At 57.0% G+C, this 349-nt stretch carries 1 protein-coding gene; it reads left to right on the top strand.

The window, feature by feature from the left end; translation table 11 throughout:
• Window positions 1-277, top strand: a 277-nt coding sequence (locus tag IM267_RS21110) for a hypothetical protein (RefSeq protein ID WP_193034240.1), incomplete at its 5' end; no start/stop codon positions are given.
• Between the last annotated feature and the right edge of the window lie 72 nt (window positions 278-349).

Below are 349 nucleotides of genomic sequence, written 5' to 3'. Positions count from 1 at the left end.
TGTGCTCACCGTTCCGCCAGAGGTGAAGGGTAATGAGGGAGAGCGTATTGCGCTGCCGCTGACGATTGATGCAAAAACCGCCGTCACCCGGCTCGACTGGGAGGCGCCCGAGTTTGTTGCCCATGGGGGTAAAGTCACCGTCGAAAAAGATAAAGTCTGGCTGGAGCTGCCTGCATGGTCGGACTCGGGCTCCAACCAGCCCTTACCGCAGGTGACGACCAAAACCACCGTTCCGCGCCGGATACAAACACCGTTTCTGTCTCATCAGCGCCAATAAACATTGTTCTAGATTAAAATCTGACGGCTAACTCTGGTGAGGAGCTCATCGTTACGCCGCAGGCCAGCGCCC

The sequence above is a fragment of the Enterobacter cloacae complex sp. P15RS genome, from assembly GCF_014895905.1.
Taxonomy (GTDB): Bacteria; Pseudomonadota; Gammaproteobacteria; order Enterobacterales; family Enterobacteriaceae; genus Enterobacter; species Enterobacter quasihormaechei.
Note: the sequence above shows the minus strand (reverse complement) of the source record. Positions and strands in the feature narration are given on the sequence as shown.